Source organism: Bradyrhizobium sp. 76, assembly GCF_023073025.1.
GTDB lineage: Bacteria > Pseudomonadota > Alphaproteobacteria > Rhizobiales > Xanthobacteraceae > Bradyrhizobium.
This window is the reverse complement of record NZ_JADPIS010000019.1, coordinates 31,956-53,711: the sequence shown is the minus strand read 5'-3', so window position 1 is coordinate 53,711 and position 21,756 is coordinate 31,956. Positions and strand designations below refer to the sequence as shown.

Here is a 21,756-nt window from a genome sequence, read left to right as displayed (position 1 = left end):
ATACAGTGCCGGGAAAGTGGGCAGGATCGAAAGCTGCGGTCACGGACCGAGCCGCCCCTATCGGGACCACGATGAAGATATGCCTCGGCAGTGCGTTAAAGTAAGTCTGCATCGGATACGACGAAGGCGATCAATACTGCCGTTGTCGAACATGCAATTGAATCTCGGAACCTCCGGGCAAGATGTGGCTTTGCGGCAGGGCGGTTGCATCCCAAGTTATATCAGTTGACGTGCCATCCGCGGTCTGAAATGTTGGTGAAGAGCTAGGAACCTCATGACCTATCGTGAATTTCTGCATGCACTTCGTGCATTGCCTGGCGGGCGTGCCGCGGATGCCCAGTATAGCTCAACATGATGGATCTGGATGGGGTTTCCGCCCAGGCATTGTCCGACACCATCGGCGCGATCTATGACTGCGCGCTCGATCCGCAGCGTTGGCCCGACACCTGCCGTAAGGTCGCTGATCTCTGTGAAAGTACCGGCGGCGGTATATGTGTGCATGACGTACGGCACGTGCAAAATGACCAGCTGTTCGTATTCGGATATCAATCGGAATTCTTGGAAAAGCTGGGAAGCCAGTATGCGAAGAGCCCGATGGCTGCGGCGGACATTGTCGCCAATCTCGGCGACGTGAACGTCCTCTCCACGAATCACAACGAGCTGGTCGAAAGCCGATTCTACAGGGAAGTGTTGGAGCCGTTCGGCCTGATGGACATGATGTGGTTTCCGGCGTTGCGGACCGGGGCGCGCATGGCCTCGATGCACGCATCACGGAAAGACAAGGCGCCGCGTTACCAGCAGCTGGAGATCGGCCTGTTCAAGCTGCTTTCGCCGCACGTCTGTCGTGCCTTGACGATTTCGGACGCGCTCGACATCCGAACGCTCCGGTCGGAGATGCTGGAAAAAACGGTCGATGCCCTCACCGCGGGCGTTTTCCTCACAGACCGCGTTGGCCGGATCGTGTACATGAACCTCACCGCCGAGCGCCAGGTTAAAGCCGGCGCTTCCCTTCGAATCCTGAACAGCCGCCTAGATCCGGTCGACCCTGCGGCCAGCGCCGCTCTGTCGATAGCGATTGAGCGGGCTGCGGCTGACGATGATGACGGAGGTTCCGGCCAGCATTCGCTCGCCATTCCCAATGGAAATGGCGCTGGATATGTCGCAACCTTGCTTCCGGTACAGCGCGGTCACCGCCGCGATATTGTGGCGCCGTTTGCAGCTTCGGTTGCGGTTTTCGTGCAGGATCCTATAGACGCCCCTCTGATGCCGGGTGAAGCCTTTGCGCGGCTACACAAACTGACCGGAGGAGAATTGCGCGTCCTGCTGGCGCTGGCGCAAGGGCTAGGCGCCAGGGAGGCGGGCGATATGCTAGGTATCGGCGAGCCAACCGTGCGGACCCATTTGCAGCACATGTTCGCGAAGACTCAGACGCTGCGGCAGGCCGACCTGCTGCGCCTGTTGCACACCTCCACGCCAGCAGTTCGCGACCCGCGGCCGCCGGTGTAGAGGCGTCCGAAGATCATCTGGCACAAGCCGTAGTTCTTGGATGAACGGAAACTATGTTGGCAAGTTCGCTTGCGGAAGAGGTTGTTTCAGCCAAGGACCCGGCGTTGTTGCGCGCCCTTTACAGTTGGTCTGGCAGCGATGTTTTCTCTGGCCAGAGAGCGACGAACCTGCCGAAGAGATCGGTGCCTGCGGCAGGCACGTAGTGAAGACGTGATTGCCGCTTCCAATCCCCGCTTGCGCCAAATCTCCCCGATAACGATTAGCCAATCACCCTGTCGCCGAGGCAAATGTCCAGGCAAATCGGAGTTTCGGGATAGTCAGGATTTTACGCCCATCCCTCGATACGATCGCATGTAACCCGATCAACATTGCCTCGCAGAGAAGTGGCAAGTGTTTCGATGAGTCCGGAGTCCAGCTCTCGATTCGATCCGCTCTCGGGCAGCCTCAACCTCATTACCGCAATCGCGCCGCGGCGCGCAGTAGCGCACTTCGTCTCGATGTTCTTCCGTATAAAGCAGGGAGTACTCATGGGCATTGTCGAAAATACCGCGACTGTCATCGTCAATAAATGTCTCGGACAACGAACCTTCCGCTATGATGACGTCATGAGTATCCAATTCGATGTGGAAATACTCAACCTTATCGGTATCAACCGGTTGAACGATGCTGACGCCGTTGACTAGATCGCGGGCCTCGATCAGTGCGCATTGCAGATACATGGCATGATGCGGCGAGATCCAAAGGTCGCGTTTTGGTACGTTCTCGTCGATCGCTCCGGCATTGATGCGGATAGGCAGAATATGCTTCTGACCGATCAGGAACCGTCCAGCATATGAACGCCGCCCGATCCATTTGATAGCACGCGCGTTTCCTGACATCGTTATGACCTGGTCGCCGACGGCGAGGTCCTCTACCCTGACTTCGCCGCCGTCGGTAAGGATGAGCGTCCCAGTGCAGTAACATGCGACGACCTGCTCAGCCGTGTACGCTGCGTCTGAAAACTTGAAGAACTCGACGTTCACTACGGTATCGGTGCCGTCTGGGGCGCCGGCGCGCTGATCGGCGATCGTGAGCGAGCCGTCGGCCAGCTGAGTGACAATGTAGTCGGAGCGGGCACCGGTGAAATGAGCGGTATCGTCACCGTTGCCGCCGTTCAATTTGTCGTTGCCGCTGCCACCGTAGAGATTGTCGTATCCATCTTGGCCGAACAGTTGATCGTCGCCGCCCAAGCCATAAAGCGTGTCGTCGAAGGCACCGCCGCGGATAGTTTGATCGGCGGCGCTGCCGATACGGGTGACGGCGGCGTCCGGCGCCCGTCCATACAGCACGTAGCTCGAGCCAGATGCGCTGCCGTTGAAGTCTGTCCCAGGCGCGCCCACGATCAGGTCGTCGAAACCGTCGCCGTTGAGGTCTCCTGCCGAGGCGACCGATGAGCCGACTTGGTCGCCGGCCGCGGCTCCAGTGAGCGAAAATCCGTTGGTGCCGTCGATGGAGGAGGGGCCGAGCTTCGCCGTGAAGGCTCCGGCATGGCCGAACAACACGTAACTCGTGCCGGAATCGGTCGCGGTGCTGTCCCTGTTCCGGGCGCCGATGATGAGGTCGTCGAAGCCATCGCCGTTGACGTCACCCGCCGAGGCGACAGAATAGCCACTGTTATCGTTCGAGGCGCCACCAACACCGAAAATGAAGCCGTTGGTCCCGTTGAGTGAAGACGACAAAGCTCCGGCCTGGCCAAACACCACATAGCTCGCGCCCACTTGGAGGCCAGATGCATCGTTGAAGGGGCCGCCAACAATGAAATCACCGTATCCATCGCCATTGACATCGCCTGCGGCGGCGACGGAGTAGCCACTTCTGCTGCCAGTGATCGCTGAGGTGAACTGGTAGCCGGCAGCAGTGCCGCTGATGCTCGTCAGGTTGATGGCGGCGGCGAACGATGCATGGCCGTAAATTAGGTAGCTCATGCCCTGACTCCCGTTATATCTGGGAGCGCCGACGATAATGTCGTCAAAGCCGTCGTTGTTGACATCACCCGCTGACGCGACGGAGAAGCCGCTCTGACCGCTCACGCCCGTGCCGTTCAAGGTGAAGCCCGCGGTCCCGTCGAGACTGGACAGATTGATGTTAGGTGTCGATGCAAAGGAGATTTTGCCAAACACCACATAGCTCGCACCGCTACTGATTTGGCCGTTAGGATCGGACAAGGGCGCGCCGATGATGATGTCGTCGAAACCGTCGTTGTTGATATCGCCTGCGGATGCCACGGATGTGCCGCTCTGGTCGCCCGCCGCGACGCCACTCAATTTAAAGCCCGTGGTGCCGTCGAGACTTGACAGGCTGACGTTCGCCGTGAAGGAGGCTTTTCGACTGACCCTTTTGCTGCCGCCCATTCCCCATCCATAGACCCGTCGTAGCAGCCGACGCGCTGCAGTTCTTTTTGTACCGCCACGCAGCGTCGTCGCGTACCGCCAGCACGAGGGCGCCGAAGAAGGACCGGGTTCGCCTCGGAGCCGTGAAGCGATCACGACCTCCTGCCGCTGCGCGGTCTTCACCTTCATCCAGTCTGCGGTCCGGCGTCCGGACGGGTACGGGCCGTCGGCGCGCTTGGCCATGATGCCCTCGAGATGTCTCTGCTCAGGGTCCCGAGCGACATCCGCTCCACGTGCAGGACGGGGTGTGATGTTCTCGCCCAGGTCACCCGCTGCAATTTCGAAGCCAGCTTCAACAAGGGATGCAAAGAGCTCGGCCGGGATTAGGTGGACTTGCCTGAGATTGGGTAACCGGGGATCGCACCGGGCGAGATAACGGTGCCGGACGAACGGGCCGGCGTGGGCGTCGCCTCCGACGCGATGGCCTTCCAACAGCACCGCTCCTGTCTCCGAGGGTAACCAAACAGTCAGGTCTCCTTAACCCGGGCCAATCACGCTTCTGTGTGGGGCATCGTTGTGATCGAAGCTCGCCGTACTGGTTTGCTTTGCGTTGCTTGCGGCGTTGCTATTGCTGCCGCTGCTTCGAAGCCTACTCCGGTATCGGCGGCGTCAGTCGCTTATCCGACTGCAGCGTGCAATAAGGCCGATCGCTTATCGCTAGTCAGGATGCACGACATCCAGCCGAGGGTGAGTAGGTCGCGCTTACTGGCACACCGCCTTCCGAGCCTCCAGGAGCGACTGAGCCAGAGGAAGTAGCGAAGGCTAAAGCTCCAGAACGCGTTCCTCGCGACTGGCACGACCCGTCCGAATCAGTGCGAGGAAGCCAAAGGCGGAGCCTCGTAGAACTGCATCGCGGAACGGCTCCGTCAGCGAGCCGGCTGATGCGCAACACCGTCGAGCTGATGGCGTAAGCTCAATGTTCCGCAAGCTCAGCTTGCAGCCGGCCTGCTCCCGCTAATTCCTGCTGAAGGAATTTGTGCGATGCGTCTAACCCAGGCCTTTTCCCTCGTGACATCAATCGGCGCGCACGTTTCGTTGCTGCCGCGGACGTTTCCCATGCATACTCTCTACCGCGCGCTGAACAGCTCACCAGAATGGCTGAAACAGCTTGGGATTTAAGGGAGGACAACGATGCGTGGTTCGTACGTCAACTTCGTCTATTCGACCGCAATCACCGCGGCACTTCTTGCAGCGATCTCATCAAATGCGAATGCCCAAAAGAAATACGATCCCGGTGTAACGGACACAGAGGTCAAGATAGGCAACATCATGCCGTACTCTGGTCCGGCGTCCGCCTATGCGACGATCGGGAAGACGGAAGCTGCCTACTTCAACAAGATTAACTCTGAAGGTGGCATCAACGGCCGCAAGATCAATTTCGTCTCTTATGACGATACGTACAGCCCGCCCAAGACGGTCGAGCAGGCCCGCAAGCTGGTTGAGAGCGACGAAGTGCTGCTCATCTTCAACCCGTTGGGCACGCCCGGTAACACCGCAATCCAGAAGTACATGAACTCCAAAAAGGTGCCGCAACTATTTGTCTCAACCGGAGCAGCCAAATGGAATGACCCGAAGAACTTCCCTTGGACTATGGGATGGCAGCCGAGCTACCAGGTGGAGGCTCGTATCTACGGCAAGTACATCCTGCAAAATTACCCTGGTAAGACGGTCGGCGTGCTCTACCAAAACGATGACTTCGGAAAGGACTACGTTACCGGCTTAAAGGACGGCCTCGGCGATCAAGCCACGAAGCTTATCGTTGCTGAGGCAGCTTATGAGACGAGTTCGCCTACCGTCGATTCCCAGGTAGTGCAGATCAAGGGCGCAAACCCGGACATCTTCGTCAACATCGCAACACCAAAGTTTGCCGCTCAGGCCATCAAGAAAGTTGCTGAACTGGGCTGGCATCCCGTGCAGTTCCTGACCAACGTCTCAGGGTCTATAGGCGGGGTCATCAAACCTGCAGGCTTCGAGGCCAGCCAGGGCATCCTGTCTACTGCATACCTCAAGGACCCCAAGGATTCAGAGTGGAAGAATGATGCTTCAATGAACGAGTGGCGTGCCTTCATGACAAAATGGTATCCTGAAGGTGATCTCGACGACTCCGCGACTGTCTTTGGCTACGGTGTAGCTAAGGGCCTGGAGCAAGTCCTGCGTCAGTGCGGTGACACTCTGACCCGTGAGAATGTGATGAAGCAGGCAGCCAACCTTGATTTTGAGATTGGAATCTACATTACAGGCACGCGCATCAAAACAGGCCCTGACGATTTCGCCCCGATCGAGCAGCTCCAGATGATGCGATTTAAAGGAGAAAGCTGGGAGAGGTTCGGTCCGATCATGAGTGGTGCCAAAGGATCCTGATCGACCATTAACGGTCGTCGCTGGGCCCGCACAGCTTTCCGATTGAGCACGTGCGGGCCAGAGCGGCCCAGCGTCATTGTTCAAGAACGATTTGAGAAACGTTCAAACCCCCAAATGCGCGAGCCAAAAATGACGCAGGCTGAAATGGAAACCGAGCTGCGCGCAGTGCGTTCGGAGCTGGACGCTCAGGTTGCTGGGGCCATGGCTCGTGACATCGAATGGCGTCGGCTCGGATTGATTGCTAAACTCAGCGGCATACTATCCTCTTTTGCTGGGCTAGGCTTCATCATCACCAACCTTGTGGTCTCAAAAGCATCAGCAAATTCTATTTTTCACGACCAGCTCGTGATGATGTCCATCTTTTTTGTTTTTTTGACCATTCCCCTAATGATCATGGGCCAGGCGCTGCACGGGTCGCCGCAACTGAGTATCGGACGTTCCCGAACGCCGCCATCGTAACCGCTGACTTGGTTCGACGTGACGCACCGCACATACAAGACTTCGGTGAGCCCCCCCATTCTCACGGGCACGGGCGCGCAATAGTGCGGCGCCTGATTTGGGACCACGAACATGACCAGCTTTCGTACAGGATTATTCGCCATCGCAACTGCAGCGGTGATCGTTTTACCGGCGGCTCCGTCTCCACGGCAGCAGCTGGAGCGTATGATTGGATGAGCAACAAACCCTATGTCGCTTGCGTGCAACGCGCTTACAGCAACAGCCAGGTAATAACGCAGCTCTACGGTCATACGGCAGGTGTAATCGCATGCAACGGCGATCGTCGCGCTTGCAACAGACAGCAGGGCTACCCGGATGCCTGATTTGTTCATGCGGTGAGCCAATGAATCCCACTCGGCTCACCATGATTTACGAACGTGCCCTGACATGAACACTTCTAGTTGCCCAGCAGAGGGATATCTCAGATGCGTTGGTTGTTTGTCAGTGTTGTCGGCATGTCGGTTGGGCTAGGAACGCTGCTCATCACATTGCTGGATAACTTGTTGAGGGGTTACAGCGTGTTTTGGTGGGTTATGCTGACGCTTCTCACCTTGTTCTCGATCCTAGTCACCGGTTTCACCGTGATGACGCGGATTAAGTGAGTCTGGACTTATTATTACGGAGCTCCAGGGCAGTGGCGATACGTGCCGGTGACCGCTCATTGCAATTAGAGAAGGACCCAAAATCGTTCACGTCCAGCAAGTCGCAACTCAAACCCACCAGTACAGCGAAATCGGCTCGTCTATCGTTGATGGCCTAATACGATCCCGATCTTCAACGCCTTCTGACGCAAGGAAAACCCACGGCCCCCTTCTTGAGCTTGGCCATCTTGGTTACAGGCGTTCGTGCCTTGGAGTGGGCACGCAACTCCTTCACGTCTCCTTGGTGTATTCCCGTCTGCCTGTCGTCTTCGATTTTTTGGCCATGTCTACTCCGCTAAGTGGAGTGACCTTCTATCATGATTGCGTCGATGTCCAACTTGAGTGCGTTGTTGGTTGATCATCTGCAAAGATGCACCTTCGGCACTCTGCAGTCCTAGCGAGCGCGGAGATGGCTTCAACCCTTCAAGAGCTGCTTCGATGATTTCGACGTCACTCTAAACCAAGTCTATCGGACTAGCAGCATTGATCGTCGAGACTTGCTTGCAGCTGGCTCAGGATTCTGCGCCGGTGCGTCAGCTGTTCGCAAAAGCGGCTGTCTCTCACTACGTAGCCCGAAACGATCGGTTCAATTGCTTGCGACATCTGGATCCGTCCAAGGTCGTGCACGCTTGCTTTACCAGTGTTTCGCCGCGTCGAGTCTATTTCGAGGCTCGCCCGCCGGTTGATGAAATGCACCCAGACGAACTCGCCGTTCGCCCACAAAAGCTCGCATCCGCGTGTGCGCGTCGGTCCTCACGAAGCAGCGCAGATCGTCGCCCATCGCGCTGAGCAGAGTGGTGCATGAAGGTAGGCGCGGCCATCGATGAACCGACCGAGATCCGCGAGATTTTACACGCGCGGGATGAGCATCCTCAGAGAGGGTCGGCGGTTCGCGCGACGACAAGCTCTTCCGGCCGGGTTTGCCGCAACTTCAGGCCTCGCCTGGTCCAGAAGGTCGATGATTGCGCCGTCGTGCGCGGCGCCGGCAGCGGACGGCGCAGTCGGACTGGAGCGCGAGGAGCCATGCCCTTGGCTTTGTACCGGTTGGCAGGGTCCAGCAGTCCTCGCCTGGTGAACGGATCGGCCTTCTCGGCGAGGTTCCGGACCCGCTGGGCGATGCCCCGGTAGAATTCCTGCGCCATGACGCAACCCGACGACGTGGATAGGTGGAGTTGAGGAGTATGCCAATGCTCCCGGAGCCAACACCGGCAGGACCGTGCGTGGTTCGGCGTGCTTGGTGGCAATCGCTCAGAAGAGGGCGGACCAGAAGTCCGGACCAAACACCGTGGCTGCTGCGAGAGATAGCAGCAGCCCGGCTCCGCAGAAGATCGCGAGCGCCTTGAATTCTTCGAGGTCCGCATCCGTGCCGGTCGCGCGTGCCAGCAGCTTGGCCGTCCAATCCATGGTTCGGCCTCCTCTGAAAACCACCAACCAGCCGTAGCAGCTCTTCCCACTAACTTGTGTGAACTGGCTCTCACGCGCCAGCACCACCTCGCCCTGATGCTGGCAGAAAAGCGGGCCATCCTCGCGTCCTGGACCTCGGACGCTTCGGCCGTCGCCTCCTGCCAAGCGCCGCTTCTCGGTGTCGCGCCTGCGGCGTGAAACACGCAGTCATGCGGACAGTTCAATCGGCATAGCAGAGCATCGCCCCCCAGGCCGAAAGCGGCTGGGTCCGCTGTGGATCGCCTTGCGCTGCGCACGGAACTGAGCGTGTTCGAGTCCGTTGCACTCGTAACCTTCAAAATGGAGAACGCTCATGAGATTGATTTTGGCAGCGGCTTGCGCGGCGGCCATTTCGCTGGCTTTCGCACCCGGCGCGGACGCCAAGGGCTGCATCAAGGGGGCCCTCGTCGGCGGCGTTGCCGGGCACATGGCGGGACATGGCAAGCTCGGCGCTGCGGCCGGCTGCGCCGTCGGTCATCACGAAGCAAACAAGGCCGACGCCAACAAGGCTAACGCACAGCCGCCTGCGGACCGGAAGTGATCCACCAGCGCCACCGCAAGCCAAGCTGGCATGTATCGTCGGGATGCATTGTGATCGGCATTGTGCTGGCGGGCGTCACCAGCTCCGCGCGTCGGGCGTCACCAGCTCCGCGCGTGCCACTGAAATGAAGCCTGCCGCGATCGAGCGGCCGAGCGCTCGAAGAAGACCCTGTCCAACGAGAAGCCGACCCCGGCGGGGGTCCGGTTGCAGGTCCTGCTCGAGCGGGCGCACTTCTCGCCAGGCGAGATCGACGGAAGGTTCGGGGAGAACGCGAAGAAGGCATTGAGGGCCTTCGAAGAGGCGCAGCAATTGCCCGTCTCCGACGACCTCAACGCCGATGTTTGGGGAAAGCTTGCTGCGGACGACCGCCCGGTGACGATGAACTACACCATAGCGGAGGAGGACGTCGGCAGGGCCGTTCCTCAAGAAGCTGCCTGCGAAGATGGAGGACATGAAGGACATGAAGGACATGAAGGACATGAAGGACATTCCGAAGCTGTCCTACGGCAGCCCGCGCGAAGGCTTGGCCGAGAAGTTTCACATGAGCGAGAATCTCCTGTCCGCTCTGAATCCGAGAAGGCACTTCGACCGCGCCGGCGAGACCATCGTCGTGATCGACTCCGGAGCAGAGCAGACTTCAGCGAAGCGGCCAAGGTCGAAGTTAATAAGAGCAGCCGGCAGACGGTCAAGCTGTTCGACAAGTCGAACGCGCTGATAGGATTCTACCCCGCGACGATCGGCAGTGAGGAGAAACCATTCCCTTCCGGCACCTTGAAGGTGACGAAGATCGATCGCAATCCGACCTACCGCTACAATCCGGCTTACCATTTTAAGGGCGTTCACTCCCGCAAGCCGTTCACCATCAGCCCGGGCCCGAACAATCCTGTCGGCTCGACGTGGATCAATCTCTCCGGCGACGGTTACGGGATCCACGGCACACCGTTCCCGGGAAGAGGTTCCAAGTCGGAATCGCACGGCTGCGTCCGGCTCACGAATTGGGATGCCGAGCGAGTCGCAGAACGCCTCTCCAAGGGCCCGCCGGTGGAATTCGTCGACCGGGTGAAGTGACTCCCCGACGACTCTGCTCACGTCGGCGCTTACAGCTCCAGAGGCCATTCGTCCTGGCCGTGGCACCAGGCGGCGCAGCACCCGGTAGTCCGTCGACCGGCTCAAAGCTTCGACCATCGCGGCCAGGTCCGATGCGTTTTGAAACATCGCTTCTCAAGGTGAACCCCACCCGATTGCTGGGTGAGGTCGCAGAATACCGGAGCGCAGGCCACGAGGTATCTGAAAATCGAGCAATTCACCGGCTTTTCGGAAGGTGCCTGTGCAATTCCATCCTGTTGCAAGGTCGCTCGTGCAGCGGCCGCTGAGCGCGAGCGACCTGAAGCGGGCCCCGCTGTTCCGCCGGCCTCCTGCCAAGCGGCTCGCCGAGCTACAGGGGCATATCGTCCCGCGCTGAAGGCAAGCCGAACTACGGCTCGTTAACGCTGTGGCGTGTAGGTTTTGGGCCATGCAATACACGGACGGTTCATTCGCCGATGTGAAGTCCATCAGTCAGCAGGCCATGTGCCGGTACTGGGCCCGCACGGCTGGCGATCTGCCCTTTCCTTCGCTCGATCAGTTCAGGCCGGAAGCGCGGCTGCATGACCCAAAACAACTCATCATCTGGAGCGTTGAGTATCGGGGAGACGGGCCCATATTTCGCGCGCTTTACCAAGATGCGAGCGTTGGAGAGGTCTTCAATTCGAGCTGGGCCGGGAAATCGATGGAAGAGGTTCTTCCACCAGCCCTGAAGGAGTTCGGTCTAGCCGCCGCCGAGCAGAGCGTGACCAGCGGCTGCGCCATTTACAGCGTGTTTTCGACCTACAACTGCGGCGGCCATACGATCAACTGTGAGCGCTTGCTCCTGCCTTTGGGATGCGAGGGCCGTGTCGAGCAATTGGTTGGCTCCCTTCAACTGATCAGCATGGCCGGATCGTTCAACCGCGAGACCGTCATCCGACATTTCGAATGGAAAACGAAGTATCCTGCGCAATCCGCATCTACGCTTTAGCCGGTCCCCGCAGTCACCTCACATCGACGACTGAAAAGCGGGAAGCGGCTCGCTCTCGTTAGCCAGCTGCGCGCCGAACGAGTGGGGCGGATCGGGGCGGGGCATGTCCGGACGGCTAGACACCAGCCGCGTATGGTGCCGACCCCGGATTGCTACGGTCGCGCTGGTGCGTGATCGTTTACGATCTGCAACTATATTGCATCCATGGATCTCCAGTACGACCCCGAGCGCGAGGCCGTCGCGGCGATGAAGCTGGCCGCCGAAGCCGGTGGGCCGGAGCGGCAGAGATGGATCTCCGCCGCGTTGGCATGGTCGGAACTCACTCGTCTACGCGGGGCTGCCGACCACAACGTGCCGGAAGGCTGGCCTACACGGCGGCTCGTTACCGGTGCAAGGCGCAGCGCCTCCTCCAACCCCCTTTCAAGCCGCTAGGATCGCGTTCAGGGCGGAATGCGATCCCACACCCGCTTACGGCCTCAAATCCTGGCTGTAAGGCCAGAACCACCGGCTGGGCACGCGAGCTTGGTCCCCGGGAGGCGTCGTCGGCGGCTCTCTTCGCGCGCGGCAGGAGGGCGGCCGCGCTCTGGCCGGGGCGCGCTGCGGCACCACCAGGAACGACGGGTTCGCGTCAGGCCTCGCCGGGTCCGGAGAAGCTCGATGCAGGCGGCGTAGTGGGCGGCCTTGGCAGCGGCCGCTCGGTCGTTCCGGATCGCGCGGTGCCGCCTCTGGAGTCGTACCGCTTGGCGAGATCCAGCAGACGACGCCGGGTGAACGGATCAGCCTTTTCGGCCATCCCGCGGACCCGCTGGGCCAGACCTCGGTAGAACTCCTGCTCCATGACACGCCCTCAACATCACTGCCCGAGTTGAGTGCTCTGCGGCCGCGGAGTCAAGAAGGCCCGCAATAGCGCGTGAACGCGGCCAGGATTTCATCGGCCAGCTTGAGCTCCCGATGTCGGCTGAATTAGAGTGCCATCGCAGGGGGAAACAGATGGCCATGCTCCATCCGGTCCGGAAGGCGTGCCCGGCGTGCGGCAAGCCGATGAAAGCTGTGCCTGACGAAGCTTCGGAAGGCCGGCCGCGGTACGTTTGCACCAATTGCAACGACGACCCTCTGCGCGATCCCAACGTCCTCAAATGGGCGCACGGCCCGCTGCGGCCTCCGGAGCCATAGTTCTTCGCGTTGGGAGAGCGGACTTGTCGTGAGCCTGGAACTGGCTTGGCCGGATGCCGTTGGTGCGGTGGGCCCGCGCGAATGCAAGGCCTGCGTGGCTCCGCCCTCAAGCCCCCAGCCCCCAAAAGGCGGGGCCACGCTCAATCCTCTCCGTCCTTCCGCAGAATTTTTCCTCATCCCTAACTTGCGTGAATCCCAGGCTGGGCAGGTTCAGGCAGGATGCTGGCTTCGCTGGGAGAGACCTCCAATGTTCGATGCTGAAACGACCGCGCTTATGCGCGCGGTCCTCGAAGATGTCTGCGAGAGCGTGTCTTGCTACGAGACCGCTGCCCGCACCCACGTGGCCTCCATGATCCTCGAAGCCGCGCGCAAGGGCGAGACCTCGGTCGACGGGCTTAAGCAGATCGGCAGGAGTGCACTTCGCGGGGCGCCGATCGTGTGGAATTGACTGCTCTAAAGCGGAGCAGCGCGCGCCCAGCGCCGCTTGGCCTCGAACTAGCCGAGGCTTATCGCTCGAGCTAACAGGCTCGCGTCCAAGTGCACCTGATCGACGCATCGCTGCACCGGACCCGGGTAGTCCTGCTCTATCCAGGGCTCATCGGCAAAGCGCACATCGTCGATTTTCGGCAGCCGAAGGCAGATCCACTTGGCCTGGACCGGAGGCTTCGCGCGCGAACTCGCGTCCACAAGGAGGACGAATGCGCGCTCCTCGCCGGCGGCGTGTCCCAGGATGTAGGGGCAGACCGTCTGGTACTTGCCGTTACGGCTGACCTGGACGGGCCGGCGTTCAAGCAGCGCTTGTCTGAGGATCATGAAGGCTTCGCTGTGGCCTTCGTTAAGGATAGGCGCGTTTGCAGCCATCAAGCGCGCGTACGAATTGAACAAAACAATTGTACCGATAGCGCTACGTTTGGCGAGAATCCCAAGCGATCGAGGAAAACATCAAGATGCTGTGGACACGTTGAGTGAAACGCTGTCCCGTTCACCATCCAAAGAGTTGCGATACGAGCTTGGAAAGCTGCTATCCGAGCATCGGCACCTGAAGTCGGGCATGGACAGAGTTTCCCTTTTTGAATCTTCTTTCGACGCCGAAGATGACCGCCGGATGCCGAGATTGTATCTTCTGCGAGAGTATTGGCGAGACAGAAGTGCCGAGAAGTACCGCACTTTACAGGCTTCACTCCGGGCAATGACCGTCCTCGTCATCTCCGTAATGGACCTATGCTGATCATTTCGGACGATGGAGATGCCACAATGTTTTCTAGCAGGATATCGAATAAGTCCGCTGACTACGCTTTTGTCCAACCCGACAACGGCAGTCCAGACGTATTCTTGCATCGGAGTTCTTCACAAGTAGGGCTGTTTGATAAAGCATCAGTGGGCGCCAAAGTTCAGTTTCAGACCAGATTTTCAGCTAGTGGGGCTGTAGGCGTTTTATCGGGAGCGACCTGATCACAACGTGTCGCATGAGCGGCGATTCTCATTTTGCGGACGTGTGAATTTTCCTATGGACCGGTCGAAGCACCTTTTCCGCTGAAGATTCACCGCCCCCCCTGGCTGGGTTAACTATCGGCTAAACCGCCGCGCGTTTTTGGGCAGAAGCGGCACAATGATGCCGTCCTGAGCAGATCGCAACCTCCTGCTAACTAAACTTCCAACAAGGATTTTAACGGGTTTGCGCTTTCCTGATCGGATCGGGAAAAGGCGGCAATGGTGCGACCGACGCTCAAGAACTCTGTAAGCACTGGTGTTGGCGTTGTGGATCAGTCCGCATGGTCCAAGCGCTCTCGGTTGCGCCGACAGACATATTTTGCGCAGTTCATAAGCTACCTAGTAGACGTTGCGATCATCTACTTCTATTCGCTGAACGGAGTAACGAGCGCTGACAGCGCGCTGTTGTATCTGGCGGCGACGGGCGGCTGGACGGCCACGACACTCTTCCTGTCCGAGATTCATTTTCAATGATCGTTACAAGGATCACTATTTAACGGTCCCGCAAAGCCTCGGTAGCATCAGCATACAGTTAGGCGCGATTTATCTTGCGCCCCAAATCGGCTTCTACTTCGCTTGCATCATTTTCATCGTGCTAAGTTTCGGCGCACTCCGCATGTCAGCGCGACAGACGGGAATCGTTTGGGCATATGCCGCCTTCGGCCTGACCATCATGTTCGCGTGGACCGACAAGCCAATTGCAATGCCGATGAACGGTCTGATTGAGCGCGAACTGGCTTTGCTCTGCTTCGTGACTGCGCTCGGCCGTTGCGCGTTCACTGGTCTTTACGGTGCGTCCCTCCGCGAAGCTCTTTACAAGCGCGGAAACGAGTTGAAAATCGCGCACGCAAAGATCGAAGAGCTTGCTCAGATCGATGAACTCACCGGTGTATTGAACCGACGTTACATCATGAGAAGCCTGAACGATGAAATGGCCCGCGCTCAACGTTCAGGCTTGCCATGCTCGGTAGCCATTCTGGACATCGATTTCTTCAAGCGCATCAATGACGGGTATGGTCATCCGACCGGTGACGAGGTGCTACGGAGCTTTGCAGCCGCGCTTGCCGTCCATATGCGCTCAATCGATAAGCTCGGAAGATACGGCGGCGAAGAGTTTCTCGTAGTCATGCCGGATAGCTCGAAGGATCAAGCCGCCTTGGCAATCGACCGGCTGCGTCAAATGATTTGTAATCTAGGTTGGGATTCAATTTCGGATGACTTGCAGGTGACGTTCTCGGCGGGCTTAGCGCAAGTTGGCTCTAATGATGCGGCAGAGGACATCTTGTCGCGCGCCGACGCTGCACTGTACAAGGCGAAGGATGCGGGCCGCAATCGTGTCATGGCTAGTTGACGCGGCTAACGGGTCCGACTTCATGGAGCGGGAAGCAAACACACAGGACGGTAAGCGTGTCGTGTTCGAGCTGCCTATCGAGGCCCGCTTGATGGCGATTGATGGCACATGGCAGCGAGTGTGCAAGATATACGACGTGTCAGAAATGAGCGCCAAATTGGTGATCGATGGCGTGCTCACCGATATCGGTCAACGAGAATTTTTTCTCGTCTTGTCTGCGACTGGTCTCGCCTATCGCCATTGCGAACTCGCGTGGGTGAACGGCGAGTTCGTGGGTGTGCAGTTCTTGAACCGTGGAAGAGCGAAGCGAGCGCGGCGCGGCGAGACTTTGGTGAAGCAAGGGTCCGTCGGCAGCCGTAATTAAGCCGCCGCGGGAACCTTTGCTTGTTCCTAAACTTCTCCTGGGTGCCTGAACAAAATATCACAATCGCGATTGGCTGTTCTCAGGGTGGCGTTGAGGCGCTGATCAGGCTGGTTCAGAAGTTCGATCTTATGTGGCGTGCGAGCATCCTCATCGCGAGTCATATTTGGCGCCAGCCCTCGTCTTTACCGGCAGTGCTACAGCCGCATTCCGAGTTCGCGGTTTCGCACTCGCACAATGACTGCCTGATGCTGCCCAACCACATCTACATAGCCCCGCCGGATTTTCATCGCTGCACGCTGGGGGACCGGCTCAAGCTGAGCCACGGCCCAACCGAGATTGGTCCCGTCCCGCGATAGACCCGATGTTCAGGTCCGTTGCGGGCAGTCATGGTCGAGGCGTCACCGGTATTCCTCTTAGTGGCAGGCTCGATGACGGCGTGAGCGGGCTCATCGATATACAGACTGAAGGTGGACAGACCATTGTCCAGAGCCCTACAGATGCGCTTGTGCCTGACATGCCGGAAGCAGCTCTGAAACGGATGACACCGACTCATGTCGCTTCAATAAGAGAAATTCCGGGAGCGATAGAGTCCTGTCTTGAGGACAGGCGATGACCGGCTACAACATGCAAAGGCCATACACTATCACGTGCCCCGAGTGCGGGGTTGCGTTGTTTCCCATGATCGCAGAACCGGCGCCGCACTTCGAGTGCCACATCGGCCACAGGCTCTCACCCGAGACTATGATGGATTCTCAGTTGAAGCGGCTGGAGGTCTCGCTTTCAGCGGTGATGGTGGTTATGAAGGAGCGAGCTGAACTTTGCCGCCAGCTCGAAGAAAGTGGCCTGATAGACCGCGAGACAGCAATCAAGATGGCCGCGGAATCAGATGAACGGGCGAGGGAAATAAAGAAGCTTCTAGAACTTTCTTGGATGCCCATTCCTGCCGAATTGTAGATGCGCTTTGCCCCGCGAGCGGTGGCTAGATCGCTCGGAAGCTGCGCGATTGCTGTGGGCGTGCTGGGGGTGCCGGGAAACGCAGACTATTCATGCCGGACCACTAAAGGGGCAGAAGACCGAAACTGATTAGCGGCCTTCGCGTCACGTAGCCCGTTTCATTCTGATCCGCCTTTACACCGGGACTCGGGCCGGTGCCATCGCCAGTGCGTCGCCTTTTCACGAGGAGGGCAGGTCTTCGTCGATATCGAACGCGCCATTTTTTATCGGCTTGCAAGGACCGCACGTTCTACGTCGGCGGCGCCACCGACTTCGAGCTGGTCGAGCCAATCGTCGCCCATTCGAAATACATCGTCGAGAAGCACTTCGCCGGCGGGGTCCAGCGCCCGTCGTAGCGGGGCGGGGCAGTCATCAACCCATCATCACCGCACGCCCGTGCCCTTGCAGCGCTGGCACTTCACCACCTTGTCGCCCTTCTTGAGCAGGCCTTTGCCTTCGCAGTTCTTGCATTTCTGCTTCTTCTTGATGTTCGGGCCTTTTTCACTGGTCATGGATGGCTCCTGCCGCGGGAGGGGGGACGGGCGCCTTGTATAGGATATTGAACCCGCGAAAGTGCTGTGCCGTAATCCCGGCGTTCGATCAGGGACGTCCGCGAATACTCGCGCTGGACGGGCCGCCGACCGTCTGGATCGGTTCACCGGCCGCGCGGTCCAGCGGTGGGTGCGGCCTGGCGAGTCCAACTGTTCCGGGAGCTGCGTCGTTGCTGACCGCAGGCATGTTGACGCGCTCCATCGTGATCGTGGCCACGATGGCAACGGCGAGGGCGACAGCACTCAAAACCAGGGTCATCCGATTCTGGTCTTCCATCGTCAGACCTCCGCGAAACGGCTCCGTAGCGCGGGGATAATGCCGGATCTGCGGTTTAGTTGCTCTCACCTGGTTCAGGCTGCGCCGGACACCACGCCTCACCCCTCGTTCTCCGCGCGGCTGCGCCACGCGTAGCCCGCAGGGCAGATGCTCGCCTTCGGGCCTCCAACCCCTATTTCGCGCTCGCGAAAGCATCCGCTGCGTAGACGACCTTGCCGCCCACGACCGTCAGCAGAGACGCCGTGGCGCCAATCTGCTCGACGGGGACGGACAGGAAATCCCGATCGAGAATCGCGAAGTCGGCGAGCTTGCCGGTCTCCAGCGTGCCGCGCCGCGTCTCGTCGAAGCAGAACCACGCGCTTCCCACCGTGTAGAGGCGCAAGGCATCTTCGCGGCTGGGTGTTTCGTCCGGGCCGCGCGTCGACAGTCCGCCGACGGTCTTGCCGTCGAGCATCCATTGCAGCGCCACGAACGGATTGTAGGATGCGACCCGATGCGCATCCGTACCGGCGCCGACATGGACCCCCATGCGCAACGCCGTGGCGAGGGGTGGCATGCTGCGCGCGGCTTCGCCGGCCTGCGCCACGATGCGGTCGCCGCCGAGATACATCGCGTCCTGTATGGTCCAGCCGACACCGAGGGCTTTCATGCGCGCCAGCGTTTGGGGCGAGGTGTTGTCGAGATGGGCGATGGACCAGCGCAGCGGCGCGAGCGGCGTCTCCTTGTTGACCTCGTCATAGAGGTCCAGGAGGTGATGGACGGATTTGTCTTCCTGCCAATGGATGGTGACGGTCAGCCCTTGCTTGGCCGCCCAGCGAATGATCTCGCGGAACTTGTCCTTGGCGGCCGCGTCGGGCGCGTTGTTGTTGTACATGGCGCCGGTGATCCGTTCACCGATTCCGTTGAACCGCAGCATGTCGTCGCCGAATCCCATCGGCAGGAACGGCGTGAGAGTCTTGTACTCCTCGAATTCCGCGCCGACATTCTGGGCGAACAGGCTGAAGGCAACCCGAACCGAAAGCGATTTGTCACGCCAGAGCTTTTGCAGGGCGGCATAGTGGCTGGGATAGATGCTGAAGCCGCCGGGATCCACGATCCCGGTCACGCCAAGACGATTGAGCTCCGTGAAGAACTGCCTTGTGCCTGCGACATTCTCTTCGAAATTCGGCCTCGGCAGCCGATCGAACAGCGCGGAGATGCTGACAATGGAGCCGTTGAACCAGCCCGTGGTGTCGCCCGATGCGGCGCGCTCAGTCGTGATACCGGCCGGCAACTGATCCGCGGACATCCCGAGCGATTGCTGCGCTTTCGGCGTCATCAGCACCGCCGAATAGAACAGCTGGATGTAAGCCGGATTGTCGGGAACCGCCGACGTCACCTCGGCGAGCGTTGGCCGCCGCTTCTCCGCAAATTGCAATTCGCTCCAGCCACCGGCCACGATGATCCAGGATGCCGCGCGCGCCTTTGCCGCCTGGCGCAAGCGTTCCATGGCCTCGGGAATCGTCTTTGCGCCGATCCAGTTGACCTCGGTTGCGTAGGTGAGGCCGGCGCGCACGGCGTGAATATGGGAATCGATCAATCCCGGGATGATCGTGCGTCCGCCGGCGTCGACGCGGCGCGTCGTGGGCCCGATCAGGCCTTCCACGGCATCGTTGCCGCCAATCGCGACGATCCTGCCGTCGCGGACTGCGAGAGCCTGCGCGATCGTCGATGCTGGATCCAGCGTCACGATTTTTGCGTTCGTGACAATGAGGTCCGCCTTTTGTGCGTAAGCCAGAGTGGCCCAGCACGAGATCACCAAAATCGCCAGAAGCTTGCGCATGTTCAGTCCCGAAATGAGAGAGGCAGGAGTGAGAGGCAGGAGCGGCGCCGCACATCCGCTGGATGCGCCCGCGGACATCGCGTGTCGCAACGGGGAGTGTCGTGATCTTGACCACGTCTGGCACCAACAAAATCAGCCGGTCCACCGGAAAGTTCGGTAACGGCTCAAGCAATTGATGTTGCAGCCCGCCTTCGCCCGATGGGCTTCCGCGCGGCAGCCTCACTCGCTTTGCACCGAGCGGGGCGTCTCCCCTGCTAATCCCTTGTCAGCTTGCCGGATTGCGCGCCGTGACGATCCAGGTCGCTCTGTCGATCATCACCGACCGCTCGCCGGCGCGGCCCGCGAAGGCGGCACGAACCGCGGCCGAGGCGCGGGCGCGGATGTCGTCGGGCTGATCAGCGAGCGCGCGCGCCAGCGGGCCGACCTCGAACGTCATCTTCACCGCGTCGTCGACCGCCGCGTCCCGCGTCTCGCCCTCGCCAAACGGGATGGAAACATCGAAGGGCGCGATAGCGATATCGGTGAAGCCGGCCGCCGTCAGGATGCGAACCACCCGCCCCCGGTCGCCGAACGAGAATGGGCCGGGCACTTCGGGATCGGGCGGCGCCGTCGGCGGGACGATGCCTTTGATCGCGTCCATCGGCAATCGCACCCAATCGTTCTCGGCCGCACCACGCCAGCAGACGAAAGCGACCCGCCCGCACGGCTTGAGCGCACGGCGCATATGAGCGAACGCCGCCGTAGGATCGTCAAAGAACATCACCCCGAAACGCGAGAACAGGATGTCGAACGCGCCCTCGGGCAGCTCGGCTCTGCCAGCGTCGGCCACCCGGAACTGGACCGGCATATCCGGTGGCGCAAGCGCGCGCGCGCGGCCGATCAGCGGTTCGGATATGTCCACGCCCAGCACATGGCCCCCCGCGCCGACGCGGGCGGCCAGAGCCAGACTCGACGCGCCCGCGCCGCAGCCGATGTCCAGCACGCGTTCGCCCGTGGCGGGCGCTGCGGCTTCGATCGCGGCCTGGCCGAACACCGCCACCCTGGCATCGAGCCGGGCCTGGTGGGCGACCCAGCGCTCCCCGCTTTGGCCATTCCAGTCGGCGACCTGATCGGCATTGTGCTTTGCCATGACATGTCCTTGTTCTGGCCTGGTCACTGGAAGCAGTGGCGACCGCCGGGGACTTCCGAGACGATGCAGTTCATCCGGCCCACAAGCGAAAGGTTACGGCTTGCGCGCGTCTGCCTTCACAAAGTCGTTCTGATGCGCGCGCACGAAGTCCTCGATCGACATCGGCGACACACCGGTCAGCAGGTTCACATGGTCCGAGGATCGGTCGTATCGGCCGTCTCGGTGCAGCAGTGCCATGGACTCCAAGTGGGCGACCACGTGTTCGGATGCGCCAAAGGATAGCAGGCTCCCCAGCCACCGTTCCAACGGAACGTTCATGTAGGTGATTGGACGCCCCAGGACTCTTGTGAAATCTTCGGCGACCTCACGAAGAGTCTCCGCACGGGGACCGGTCAGCTCGTAAACCTTTCCAAGGTGAGACTCGGGATTGGCCAACACCTCTGTCACGCACCGCGCAACATCGTGGGCGGCGATTGGCGACGTCTTTCCCTCTCCAAAGGGCAACATCAGCGCATCCTGAGCGGTGACCGTCGGAACGGCAAATCGCCAGAAGAACGCGTCCATGAAGGCGGTCGGACGCATCGTGACCACCGGCAAGCCGCTCCACCGCAAGACCTGCTCGGCGAGCCAGTGCTGCTTGTGCTGCGGGCTGCGGGCGGTCTCGCGGATGCTCATCTCCGAGACCGTCATCTGCGACATGTTGACGAATGCTTCGACGTCATGGTGCCGGGCAACCACAGCCACGTTCGTCGTAGCCTCGAGATACCTCTCGTTGACCGACATGCTGAAGTACAGGCGCTTGCAGCCATCCACGGCGCGGTGCACCGCGTCCAGGTCGAGCAGATCTCCGACGATCACCTCGGCACCAAGCGCCCTCAGCGATTCCGCTCGACCGTCATCCTGGCGGACCATGGCGCGCACCTTCAGCCCGCGCTCCAGCAGGGACTTCGTCACGCTCGGTCCGATCGCTCCAACTTGGCCAGCGGCACCGGTGACAAGGATGGGATGGGAGTGTTTCATGTCAAGGTTTCTCCGCGAGACCAATAACGGCGCTCGTGCCGGTGACGAGAATGGTGTGACCGAACAACTTCACTGGCGAGTCGTGGACCTGATGTTGAATTGGTAGTGCC

At 60.0% G+C, this 21,756-nt stretch carries 23 protein-coding genes and 1 pseudogene; 12 read left to right on the top strand and 12 right to left on the bottom strand.

All coding sequences use genetic code 11. From position 1 onward, the window contains the following. Nucleotides 1–351 precede the first annotated feature (351 nt). The gene (locus IVB48_RS06720; RefSeq protein WP_247398735.1) at nucleotides 352–1,506 is read left to right on the top strand and encodes a LuxR C-terminal-related transcriptional regulator; all 1,155 of its coding nucleotides are present in this window, start codon (nucleotides 352–354) and stop codon (nucleotides 1,504–1,506) included. A 362-nt stretch (nucleotides 1,507–1,868) separates the two neighbouring features. On the opposite strand, the gene IVB48_RS06715 is transcribed toward IVB48_RS06720, so the two are convergent. Both IVB48_RS06715 and IVB48_RS06710 read right to left on the bottom strand, forming a co-directional pair. Then, a complete protein-coding gene (locus tag IVB48_RS06715; RefSeq protein WP_247398732.1) occupies nucleotides 1,869–3,896 on the bottom strand; it encodes a Hint domain-containing protein in 2,028 nt (675 codons plus the stop codon). A 49-nt stretch (nucleotides 3,897–3,945) separates the two neighbouring features. Next, a pseudogene (locus IVB48_RS06710) lies at nucleotides 3,946–4,148 on the bottom strand (DNA ligase); the annotation flags it as partial. A gap of 918 nt (nucleotides 4,149–5,066) precedes the next feature. Here IVB48_RS06710 and IVB48_RS06705 point away from each other — a divergent pair. The 3 genes from IVB48_RS06705 to IVB48_RS06695 all read left to right on the top strand — a co-directional run bounded on the left by IVB48_RS06705 (nucleotide 5,067) and on the right by IVB48_RS06695 (nucleotide 7,396). After that, nucleotides 5,067–6,296: an ABC transporter substrate-binding protein gene (locus IVB48_RS06705; RefSeq protein ID WP_247398729.1), complete on the top strand. Its 1,230-nt coding sequence runs from the start codon at nucleotides 5,067–5,069 to the stop codon at nucleotides 6,294–6,296. A 129-nt stretch (nucleotides 6,297–6,425) separates the two neighbouring features. Continuing rightward, on the top strand, nucleotides 6,426–6,755 hold the full coding sequence (locus IVB48_RS06700) for a hypothetical protein (protein WP_247398725.1): 330 nt from the start codon (nucleotides 6,426–6,428) through the stop codon (nucleotides 6,753–6,755). A gap of 464 nt (nucleotides 6,756–7,219) precedes the next feature. Further along, nucleotides 7,220–7,396, top strand: a complete 177-nt coding sequence (locus IVB48_RS06695) for a hypothetical protein (RefSeq protein ID WP_247398723.1) — start codon at nucleotides 7,220–7,222, stop codon at nucleotides 7,394–7,396. A 911-nt stretch (nucleotides 7,397–8,307) separates the two neighbouring features. On the opposite strand, the gene IVB48_RS06690 is transcribed toward IVB48_RS06695, so the two are convergent. After that, entirely contained in the window at nucleotides 8,308–8,577 is a 270-nt protein-coding gene (locus IVB48_RS06690) for a hypothetical protein (RefSeq protein ID WP_346658969.1), read from the bottom strand. Nucleotides 8,578–8,683: 106 nt separating this feature from the next. Next, a complete protein-coding gene (locus IVB48_RS06685) occupies nucleotides 8,684–8,839 on the bottom strand; it encodes a hypothetical protein (protein ID WP_247398719.1) in 156 nt (51 codons plus the stop codon). Between the two features lie 352 nt (nucleotides 8,840–9,191). On the opposite strand from IVB48_RS06685, the gene IVB48_RS06680 reads away from it, so the two are divergent. The 3 genes from IVB48_RS06680 to IVB48_RS06670 all read left to right on the top strand — a co-directional run bounded on the left by IVB48_RS06680 (nucleotide 9,192) and on the right by IVB48_RS06670 (nucleotide 11,475). After that, entirely contained in the window at nucleotides 9,192–9,419 is a 228-nt protein-coding gene (locus IVB48_RS06680) for a hypothetical protein (RefSeq protein ID WP_247398716.1), read from the top strand. Between the two features lie 204 nt (nucleotides 9,420–9,623). Then, on the top strand, nucleotides 9,624–10,487 hold the full coding sequence (locus IVB48_RS06675) for a L,D-transpeptidase family protein (RefSeq protein WP_247398714.1): 864 nt from the start codon (nucleotides 9,624–9,626) through the stop codon (nucleotides 10,485–10,487). Between the two features lie 445 nt (nucleotides 10,488–10,932). Continuing rightward, nucleotides 10,933–11,475 carry a hypothetical protein gene (locus tag IVB48_RS06670; RefSeq protein ID WP_247398711.1) on the top strand — a complete coding sequence of 181 codons (543 nt, stop codon included), beginning with the start codon at nucleotides 10,933–10,935 and terminating at the stop codon, nucleotides 11,473–11,475. 628 nt (nucleotides 11,476–12,103) lie between these two features. Here IVB48_RS06670 and IVB48_RS06665 read toward each other — a convergent pair. After that, nucleotides 12,104–12,313, bottom strand: coding sequence for a hypothetical protein (locus tag IVB48_RS06665; RefSeq protein WP_247398709.1), 210 nt, complete (start codon nucleotides 12,311–12,313; stop codon nucleotides 12,104–12,106). A gap of 582 nt (nucleotides 12,314–12,895) precedes the next feature. Here IVB48_RS06665 and IVB48_RS06660 point away from each other — a divergent pair. Next, nucleotides 12,896–13,096, top strand: coding sequence for a hypothetical protein (locus IVB48_RS06660; RefSeq protein WP_247398707.1), 201 nt, complete (start codon nucleotides 12,896–12,898; stop codon nucleotides 13,094–13,096). A gap of 47 nt (nucleotides 13,097–13,143) precedes the next feature. On the opposite strand, the gene IVB48_RS06655 is transcribed toward IVB48_RS06660, so the two are convergent. Beyond that, complete coding sequence (locus IVB48_RS06655) at nucleotides 13,144–13,509, bottom strand: hypothetical protein (RefSeq protein WP_247398705.1); 366 nt, start codon at nucleotides 13,507–13,509, stop codon at nucleotides 13,144–13,146. An 849-nt stretch (nucleotides 13,510–14,358) separates the two neighbouring features. Here IVB48_RS06655 and IVB48_RS06650 point away from each other — a divergent pair. The 4 genes from IVB48_RS06650 to IVB48_RS06635 all read left to right on the top strand — a co-directional run bounded on the left by IVB48_RS06650 (nucleotide 14,359) and on the right by IVB48_RS06635 (nucleotide 16,808). Further along, nucleotides 14,359–14,613: a hypothetical protein gene (locus IVB48_RS06650; protein WP_247398703.1), complete on the top strand. Its 255-nt coding sequence runs from the start codon at nucleotides 14,359–14,361 to the stop codon at nucleotides 14,611–14,613. Nucleotides 14,614–14,755: 142 nt separating this feature from the next. Further along, nucleotides 14,756–15,490 (top strand): GGDEF domain-containing protein, encoded by a 735-nt coding sequence (locus tag IVB48_RS06645; protein WP_247398702.1) that lies wholly within the window; start codon nucleotides 14,756–14,758, stop codon nucleotides 15,488–15,490. Between the two features lie 22 nt (nucleotides 15,491–15,512). Continuing rightward, nucleotides 15,513–15,854: a PilZ domain-containing protein gene (locus tag IVB48_RS06640; protein ID WP_247398699.1), complete on the top strand. Its 342-nt coding sequence runs from the start codon at nucleotides 15,513–15,515 to the stop codon at nucleotides 15,852–15,854. A 609-nt stretch (nucleotides 15,855–16,463) separates the two neighbouring features. Beyond that, nucleotides 16,464–16,808 (top strand): hypothetical protein, encoded by a 345-nt coding sequence (locus tag IVB48_RS06635; RefSeq protein WP_247398696.1) that lies wholly within the window; start codon nucleotides 16,464–16,466, stop codon nucleotides 16,806–16,808. Between the two features lie 289 nt (nucleotides 16,809–17,097). On the opposite strand, the gene IVB48_RS41125 is transcribed toward IVB48_RS06635, so the two are convergent. From IVB48_RS41125 to IVB48_RS06610, 6 genes are all read right to left on the bottom strand, one after another. Further along, on the bottom strand, nucleotides 17,098–17,220 hold the full coding sequence (locus IVB48_RS41125) for a hypothetical protein (RefSeq protein ID WP_256468872.1): 123 nt from the start codon (nucleotides 17,218–17,220) through the stop codon (nucleotides 17,098–17,100). 10 nt (nucleotides 17,221–17,230) lie between these two features. Next, entirely contained in the window at nucleotides 17,231–17,359 is a 129-nt protein-coding gene (locus IVB48_RS41120; RefSeq protein ID WP_007600646.1) for a hypothetical protein, read from the bottom strand. Nucleotides 17,360–17,447: 88 nt separating this feature from the next. Further along, nucleotides 17,448–17,675 carry a hypothetical protein gene (locus tag IVB48_RS06625; protein WP_247398694.1) on the bottom strand — a complete coding sequence of 76 codons (228 nt, stop codon included), beginning with the start codon at nucleotides 17,673–17,675 and terminating at the stop codon, nucleotides 17,448–17,450. A gap of 172 nt (nucleotides 17,676–17,847) precedes the next feature. Further along, on the bottom strand, nucleotides 17,848–19,497 hold the full coding sequence (locus IVB48_RS06620) for an amidohydrolase (protein WP_247398692.1): 1,650 nt from the start codon (nucleotides 19,495–19,497) through the stop codon (nucleotides 17,848–17,850). A 265-nt stretch (nucleotides 19,498–19,762) separates the two neighbouring features. Further along, nucleotides 19,763–20,626: a methyltransferase domain-containing protein gene (locus IVB48_RS06615; RefSeq protein WP_247398690.1), complete on the bottom strand. Its 864-nt coding sequence runs from the start codon at nucleotides 20,624–20,626 to the stop codon at nucleotides 19,763–19,765. Between the two features lie 93 nt (nucleotides 20,627–20,719). Next, nucleotides 20,720–21,646, bottom strand: coding sequence for an NmrA family NAD(P)-binding protein (locus IVB48_RS06610; protein WP_247398688.1), 927 nt, complete (start codon nucleotides 21,644–21,646; stop codon nucleotides 20,720–20,722). Nucleotides 21,647–21,756 lie beyond the last annotated feature (110 nt).

Bases quoted from the DNA above. Each gene is read 5' to 3' on its own strand.
- IVB48_RS06720 (WP_247398735.1), top strand. From the start codon at position 352: ATGATGGATCTGGATGGGGTTTCCGCCCAGGCATTGTCCGACACCATC.
- IVB48_RS06640 (WP_247398699.1), top strand. From the start codon at position 15,513: ATGGAGCGGGAAGCAAACACACAGGACGGTAAGCGTGTCGTGTTCGAG.
- IVB48_RS06695 (WP_247398723.1), top strand. From the start codon at position 7,220: ATGCGTTGGTTGTTTGTCAGTGTTGTCGGCATGTCGGTTGGGCTAGGA.
- IVB48_RS06700 (WP_247398725.1), top strand. From the start codon at position 6,426: ATGACGCAGGCTGAAATGGAAACCGAGCTGCGCGCAGTGCGTTCGGAG.
- IVB48_RS06625 (WP_247398694.1), bottom strand. From the start codon at position 17,675: ATGGAAGACCAGAATCGGATGACCCTGGTTTTGAGTGCTGTCGCCCTC.
- IVB48_RS06610 (WP_247398688.1), bottom strand. From the start codon at position 21,646: ATGAAACACTCCCATCCCATCCTTGTCACCGGTGCCGCTGGCCAAGTT.
- IVB48_RS06650 (WP_247398703.1), top strand. From the start codon at position 14,359: ATGGTGCGACCGACGCTCAAGAACTCTGTAAGCACTGGTGTTGGCGTT.
- IVB48_RS06660 (WP_247398707.1), top strand. From the start codon at position 12,896: ATGTTCGATGCTGAAACGACCGCGCTTATGCGCGCGGTCCTCGAAGAT.
- IVB48_RS06705 (WP_247398729.1), top strand. From the start codon at position 5,067: ATGCGTGGTTCGTACGTCAACTTCGTCTATTCGACCGCAATCACCGCG.
- IVB48_RS06665 (WP_247398709.1), bottom strand. From the start codon at position 12,313: ATGGAGCAGGAGTTCTACCGAGGTCTGGCCCAGCGGGTCCGCGGGATG.
- IVB48_RS06690 (WP_346658969.1), bottom strand. From the start codon at position 8,577: ATGGCGCAGGAATTCTACCGGGGCATCGCCCAGCGGGTCCGGAACCTC.
- IVB48_RS06615 (WP_247398690.1), bottom strand. From the start codon at position 20,626: ATGGCAAAGCACAATGCCGATCAGGTCGCCGACTGGAATGGCCAAAGC.
- IVB48_RS41125 (WP_256468872.1), bottom strand. From the start codon at position 17,220: ATGACTGCCCCGCCCCGCTACGACGGGCGCTGGACCCCGCCGGCGAAG.
- IVB48_RS06645 (WP_247398702.1), top strand. From the start codon at position 14,756: ATGTCAGCGCGACAGACGGGAATCGTTTGGGCATATGCCGCCTTCGGC.
- IVB48_RS06635 (WP_247398696.1), top strand. From the start codon at position 16,464: ATGACCGGCTACAACATGCAAAGGCCATACACTATCACGTGCCCCGAG.
- IVB48_RS06680 (WP_247398716.1), top strand. From the start codon at position 9,192: ATGAGATTGATTTTGGCAGCGGCTTGCGCGGCGGCCATTTCGCTGGCT.
- IVB48_RS41120 (WP_007600646.1), bottom strand. From the start codon at position 17,359: ATGACCAGTGAAAAAGGCCCGAACATCAAGAAGAAGCAGAAATGCAAG.
- IVB48_RS06620 (WP_247398692.1), bottom strand. From the start codon at position 19,497: ATGCGCAAGCTTCTGGCGATTTTGGTGATCTCGTGCTGGGCCACTCTG.
- IVB48_RS06655 (WP_247398705.1), bottom strand. From the start codon at position 13,509: ATGGCTGCAAACGCGCCTATCCTTAACGAAGGCCACAGCGAAGCCTTC.
- IVB48_RS06715 (WP_247398732.1), bottom strand. From the start codon at position 3,896: ATGGGCGGCAGCAAAAGGGTCAGTCGAAAAGCCTCCTTCACGGCGAAC.
- IVB48_RS06685 (WP_247398719.1), bottom strand. From the start codon at position 8,839: ATGGATTGGACGGCCAAGCTGCTGGCACGCGCGACCGGCACGGATGCG.
- IVB48_RS06670 (WP_247398711.1), top strand. From the start codon at position 10,933: ATGCAATACACGGACGGTTCATTCGCCGATGTGAAGTCCATCAGTCAG.